Genomic DNA, 6,586 nt, shown 5'->3' with positions numbered 1-6,586 from the left:
TTCGTCTTTGTGACGCTGAATGTTTTTGTGAACTTCTTTTACCATCGGGTTATTGTCGTCTACATATTGGAAAAAGCCAAGATTGTTTTCAAGCTGATTGATTTCCTGCTTAACTTCATCAATTCTTTTGGTGATAAACATCCTTTCATTCCTAATTTTTCTGTCATCATCTTGTGAAGTGATGTTGTTTAGCTTGTTGTCATATCTGATGAGCTCGATCTCTTTTTTGCTGATGTCCAGTTTTTTAAACAGGGCGTCTATGATTTTATTGAATTTACCCTCAATATTTTTCTTGTTGAATGGCACACGGCCAATTTCTTTCCAAGTGCTTATTTTTTCCTTGATGTATTTTAAATCTTCTTTTGGGTTGTCCGAAATTTCAAATGCTTTAATTTCTTCAATCAAGGCAGATTTCAATTCCAATGCTTTTACTTCCTCTTCGTTTGCCTTATTTTTTTCGGAGTGTAGCCTGTCAAAGTAGTGATTACAAGCAGCTTTAAATTTTTTCCAGACTTTGTCGCTATCTTTTCTGGGTACATGTCCAATACTCTTCCAATCACTCTGTATTTTTTTCATCAGAGGTGTAACTACATCAAAATCGTCACTGTCTTTATTTTCTTCTGCAATTTTGATTAGTTCTAATTTTTTTTCCAAGTTTGAAAACTGTTCTTTTTTCTGGTTTTTGTAGAACAGGTTTTTCTTTTTATTAAAGTTTCTAACCGCTTCTTTGAAACCAGACCAACTTTCTTCATTGTTTTTTTGCGGCACTTTACCGGTATTGAAAAATTCTTTTCTTAATTTTTCAAGAGATTTGATACCTTGCTGCCAAGCTTGGTGGCTGTCTTTGGTGTTCTCGGCCAGTAATTTTATCTGATTGGTAATTTCAGTTTTGATTTCAAGGTTTTTCTCAAAATCTTTTTCAACGTCTTTGAGGTGTTCAGCGCGTTTGTCGTGTATCACTTTTGTAGCAGCACTAAACTTGTCCCAAACATCATCGCGGTATTCTTTGGCAACGGGACCCGTTTCTTCTTTCCACATTTTGTGAAGCATTTGAAGCTCTCTAAATGCTTTATTTATGTTGGGTTCATTGGCCAAATCTTCGGCGCGGGCAATGATTTTCAGCTTTTGCTCCAGATTGTGTTTGAAATCCAAATCACGAAACTCCCTGTTTAAATGCAAAAAGTCGTAAAAATTTTCAACGTGGTGGTGGTAGTTGTTCCAAACGGTATTGTAGCCGTCACGCGGAATTGGACCCGCTTCACGCCAACGCTCTTGTATGTCTTTAAATTGCTTGTATGTGGTATTAATGTTTTCTTCAATGCTCAACAGTCCCTTCAACTCCTCAATCAGCGCCAAACGTTTTTCAAGATTGGACTGAAGGTCTTTTTTTAGATTTTTAAAGTGGTTGTTTCGTTTTTCGCGGTATTCAAAATAGAGTGCGTTGAATTCATTTTTAAGTGGTGAAGAAAAATGAAAATCGATGATGTTTCCGCCCAGAGCGAGAAACTCCTCCTTTTTTTCATTCAATTCTTCGTCAAAGTGATTGTTGAATTCGTGTCTTATCTCATCTACATCTTTTTTAATATCCTGAACTTTCCGAGTAGCGAGTAGATTTTTAAATGCAGCCACGAGCTGGCTTTGGGTCATATCGTGGTAGTTAACTTCCTTAGGTTGCTCATCTCCTGAGTCTTCTTCGTCTTCATCGTCTGAAGAGGAGATTTCTTCTTCATCATCAGTTTCATCTCCTTCATCATTCTTGGCTGCTGTTTGTTCAGGTTGTGAAGGTTTTGTAACAGATTCAGCTTCGTCTGGTTCAGCAGGAGATTCTTCCTGACCTACTTCGGTATTTAAAGCTTTAGTAGTTTCTTCAACCGCTTTATTTAATTTAGCTTTTTTGGCTGCTGTTTGTTCAGGTTGTGAAGTTTTTGCAACAGTTTCGGATTCGTCAGATTCAGCAGGAATTTCTTCCTGACCTACTTCGGCATTTGATTCTACAACAGTTTCTGCAACTGCTTCATCTGCTTTATCTTTTTTGGCTTCTGTTTGTTCAGATTCTGAAGGTTTTGCAACAGTTTCAGGTTCGTCAAGTTTAGTAGGAGTTTCTTCCTGACTCACTTCGGAATTTGATTTTTTAGCAATTTCTTCAATTGCTTCATCTGTTGATTCTTCAACTGCCTCAGTTTCTGTCACTTCTTTTTTTACTTCGGTTTCAGAAACTTGTTTGGTTGTTTGCTCAAATTCAAGATTGGTTGGTTCTTCCTTTTCTGATTTTTTTTTCTGGTCTGACATTTTTTTCAATGTTAGGGTTCATAATCTGTTGCGGTGTGAAAGATAGTAACAACTCTCGGATTTGCAAAGTTTAGACCTGATTTTGATGAAAAAATCAGTTGTTTTCGAATTTTAAACTTTAAAAAGTGTAAGTATTTAAGAGTTCCAGATTTTCCAAGATTTCTTTGCCTGATAGAGCAGCATAGCCTCACCGTTAACAATTTGTGCCCCTTGATCTTTACCCAGTTTTAAAAATACAGTAAGTTTAGGATTGTAAGTTAAGTCAAACAGCAGGTGTTTATTCCCAATTCCTTCATAGGGAATTTTAGGAAATTGATTGATATTAGGGCTGGTTCCCAAGGGTGTGCAATTGATGATGAGTTTATGCTTTTCGATAAGTTCCTTGTCCAGTTCATTATAGGTTAAAAAGCCGTCTTTTTTTTCTCTAGAGACAAGTTTATAATTGAAATTGAGGCTGTTCAATACATAAGCAACTGCTTTTGAAGCACCACCCGTACCTAGGATTAACGCCGTTTTTTCGGTCATAGGGAAATGTTCAGCGAGTGATTTAGCAAATCCGTAGTGATCTGTGTTGTAGCCAACAAGATTTCCATTTTTTGAAACCTTGACTGTATTTACTGCGCCAATTTCCTTGGCCTCTTTATCCGTTTTATATAGATAAGGAATGATTTCTTCTTTAAAGGGTATGGTTACATTAAACCCTTTTAACTCCTTATGTTCCTTAAGTATTTTAAAAACTTGGTCAATTGACTGAACATCAAAATTGAGGTAGTTGTGTTTTAAATTTTTGGAAATAAATACTTGCTCAAAATAATTTTTTGAAAATGAATAAGAAATGTTTTTCCCCAAAAGTCCGAATGTAGCCATAGCAATGCCTGTAATTTACCGGTTAAACTTTGGGGATGAAAATTTAAACTGTTTTTTTTGTCTTTTCACCATACCAGCCAAGAGCCAATACGATTAATATTCCAACAAAGATAAAAAAGATTGCGATTAAAGTTTCATTATCTAATGAATTTGGTATAAATCTATCATAATTAGACAATACGGGGTTTCCATCTGCATCTACCATAACTTCCCCTAATTCATTAAAAGTATATACTTTTTCTTTCCAGGGCCATACCACACCCAGCGAACCGGCAATAAAGCCTATAATTCCTGCATAGGTTGCGCTTTTGTAATGTTTTAAAAGATAACTCAAAACGTTGGACAGCAAGACTAAACCTGCCAAAGAGCCCAGTGAAAATGAAACGAGAACTTTTAAAAGCCTTAAGCGTTCTGCATTGTCGGTAAAACTAAAGTCGAGGAAAATAATTTCTGCAAGGGTGTCATAAAGTGCATTTACAGAATCGACAAGCAGTAAAACATAGTTGCCGAATAAAATAAGTATAAATGAACCCGAAAGCCCCGGCAATGCCATTCCGGAAACGCTTACAATACCGCAGAAAAACACAAAAATGAGGTTGTCGTTTTCGGTGGCCGGCTCCAAAAAACTAATGCTTACACCTGCAATAATTCCACAAATTAAAATAGCGATATTGCGTCTTGTCCATTCATCAAAATCTTTTCCGATGTAATAAATAGAACCTATAATCATCCCAAAGAAACCACTCCAGACAAAGAGTTCATAATGCACAATCAAATAATCGAGCAGTTGTGAAACACTGAAATAACTCACCATCATTCCAAACACCAGTATTCCTAGGAACTGTCCGTTGATGTAACGGTAAAAGCTCCTGAAACGTCCTGAAACAAGCAGCTTAAATGCTTTGCCGTTTATCTTTTTTAGCGAATAAATAAACTCTTCATAAAAACCCGCGACAAATGCTACAACGCCTCCGGATACCCCGGGTACTTTGTTTGCAGCTCCCATGGCCAAACCTTTTAGGAACAACCAAACCTTATCCGAAAAAGTTCTTTCACTAGCCATTTTTTACTGATTTTTTTACTGCAATTTGCTCAAGAAGGAAGATAGTCAGAAATCCAAAAATCAAACAAAAAATAGCTGCAAGCAGTTGAGGCTCGCCCTCAAAGTTTTGTGGCATGATACTTTTTTCAAGTAATGGAACTTTGTCGCCACTACTGTTTGGTCGCCAGGTTAAAACCTCTTTCCACGGCCAGACTTTATTCAAAGCACCAATCATAAAGCCTGTCAGCACAGCCAAAGTGATGTTTTTATAATTTTTAAATAACCAGGTCAAAACCCCGGAAAACAACTTTAGCCCAATAATTGCTCCCAAAATAAAGAGTGATATTTTTAATAATGCGTCGGTAAATAATTGCCAGTTTGCTTCTTGAATAGAACTTGTAAAGTTGTTAACTGTTTGAAGGATGGATGCATAAGAGCCCAATAGGACCAATATAAATGAGCCGGAAATACCCGGTAAAACCATAGCTATGATGGCTATAAAACCAGAGAGAAATATAAACCAATTGTTTTCCGGCGAGGTCATGGGTTCTGCCAGTGTTATAAAATAAGACCCCAGGCCGGCAAGCACAATGGCAAGGATAATTTTTGAATTCCAGGGCTTTATTTGTTTGCCAATATAAAGAATACTGGCTACAATTAAACCAAAGAAAAAGGACCAGACCAGTATGGGATGATTTTCAAGCAACCAACCGATGAGTTTGGCCAGCGATATTATACTTGTAAAAACCCCGGCAAAAAGTATCAGTAAAAATTTCAGATTGTAAATTTTCCACGCAGTAAGACACCCTTTTTCTTTCCAAACCGCGAAAAATTTTAAATTGAGATTGTGAATGGTTGATACCAGTTCTTCGTATATTCCTGATATAAAAGCGATTGTTCCCCCTGAAACTCCGGGAACCACATCTGCAGCCCCCATAGCCATCCCTTTTAAGTAGAGTAAAATTTGTTGAAAGGGACTTATGTGATTCATTAAAGGCTTGATTTTAGCCCAAAATTACATAAAATAAAGAATTTTACAGTGATGTTTTTCTGTGTTGCTCAATTAAATTTTTAACCTCGGCTAAATCAAAAACTGTGGGAAACAAAATTTCCAAGATCATGCTAAAATCACTTTCGAGTTTTAGTGCATTCTCCAGGTGAAATTTTCCCTTTAGTGGATCACTTAAAAAATAATAAATTCCTGCAAGTCGATATTCCAGCTCTGCGTTATCAGGGTAAAACTCTATGGCTTGTAGAATGCTGTTTATGGCGGCATCAAATTCACCAATTTGCAGTAACAAGTCTGTGCGGCTTAGCCAGGTTTGCAGTTCGTAATTGCCCAGTTCAATGGCACGTCTGTAACCAATTTCAGCTTCTTCAAAAAGGTTTAACTGGTGGTTGATTTTTCCGTAACGCTTCCAGTAGTGCACATTTTCGCTATCAATATTGAGGGCTTTGTCTATAAAGTAAAGCGCTTTTTGAAAGTTTTTCTTTTTGATGTAAAAATCAGTTATGGCAATCCAGCCTTTGTCAAGGAGCGAATCGTCTTCCACACACTTTTGATAAAAATCAAGAGCGAGATCATCGTTGCCCAGTTTTTCGTGACATTTGCCAATTCTTAACATAGCAAATGATGTTGGATCCTCAAGATTTAAAGTGATGGTGTAGTTTTCAATCGCTTCGTTATAACGCTTAAGTTTTTCAAGCACTTTTCCTTTTTCAAGATAAGCACCAACAAAAGTGTCGTCTGAAATGATGGCAAAATCAAATGCAGCCAGTGCCTTGTCAAATTTTTTAATCAGGAAGTATTGTTTCCCTACCTGATGCCAAGCTACTTCACAATAGGGGTTTGAATTCAGGTAGATGTTGAGGTAGTCGATGGCCTCATCATACATTTCAAGATATTCAAAACAATAAATGATATTGTAAAGTGAGGAATAGTCTTCAGGGTCAATTTCTACACACTTCATAAAATAGTATCGGGCATTGTCATAGTCTTCTATAAAAAGGTATTCCATTCCCAACAGGTTGAGTACATCTGCCTCATCTTCGGTGATTTCCAATGCGATTTCAAGTAGTTCTATCGCTTTTTTATGGTCGTCTTTTCTGGAAAAGATATTGGCTTTTTGAATGTAAATTTCCTCATTGGAGCTTTCTAAAACTTCAAGTTCGTTCAGCAGGTTTTCGGCAATCTCAAGTTTATTTTCAAAAATATACATCTCCACCTGAAATAATTTCAGGTTTGTGGATGTGGGGTGTTGCTCAAGACCAAGCTTGGTGGCTTTTTTGGCCAAAGCAATTTTCCCGTTTTCCATATAATAGTTAATAATTTCCTCAAATTCTTCAGAATCGAAAAAGAGAACATTGTTAGTCTTTAACATGGATTCA

At 36.7% G+C, this 6,586-nt stretch carries 5 protein-coding genes; all 5 read right to left on the bottom strand.

Annotation, left to right across the window (positions count from 1 at the left end):
- On the bottom strand, positions 1-2,289 hold a 2,289-nt coding region (locus AC6F75_RS14655; RefSeq protein WP_500715833.1), incomplete at its 3' end, for a DUF349 domain-containing protein.
- A 135-nt stretch (positions 2,290-2,424) separates the two neighbouring features.
- Positions 2,425-3,156 (bottom strand): shikimate dehydrogenase family protein, encoded by a 732-nt coding sequence (locus AC6F75_RS14650; RefSeq protein WP_500715832.1) that lies wholly within the window; start codon positions 3,154-3,156, stop codon positions 2,425-2,427.
- A gap of 43 nt (positions 3,157-3,199) precedes the next feature.
- Positions 3,200-4,219, bottom strand: a complete 1,020-nt coding sequence (locus tag AC6F75_RS14645) for an undecaprenyl phosphate translocase family protein (RefSeq protein ID WP_500715831.1) — start codon at positions 4,217-4,219, stop codon at positions 3,200-3,202.
- Positions 4,212-5,189: an undecaprenyl phosphate translocase family protein gene (locus AC6F75_RS14640; RefSeq protein WP_500715830.1), complete on the bottom strand. Its 978-nt coding sequence runs from the start codon at positions 5,187-5,189 to the stop codon at positions 4,212-4,214. Before AC6F75_RS14640 ends, AC6F75_RS14645 begins: the two co-directional genes overlap by 8 nt.
- Positions 5,190-5,232: 43 nt before the next feature.
- The coding region (locus AC6F75_RS14635; RefSeq protein WP_500715829.1) for a tetratricopeptide repeat protein at positions 5,233-6,586 on the bottom strand (1,354 nt) is incomplete at its 5' end.

The organism is Planktosalinus sp., assembly GCF_059864935.1.
This window is presented reverse-complemented; position numbering and strand designations above follow the sequence as displayed.

Excerpts from the sequence above, each read along its gene's own strand:
- AC6F75_RS14650 (WP_500715832.1), bottom strand. The coding sequence starts at position 3,156 with ATGGCTACATTCGGACTTTTGGGGAAAAACATTTCTTATTCATTTTCA.
- AC6F75_RS14645 (WP_500715831.1), bottom strand. The coding sequence starts at position 4,219 with ATGGCTAGTGAAAGAACTTTTTCGGATAAGGTTTGGTTGTTCCTAAAA.
- AC6F75_RS14640 (WP_500715830.1), bottom strand. The coding sequence starts at position 5,189 with ATGAATCACATAAGTCCCTTTCAACAAATTTTACTCTACTTAAAAGGG.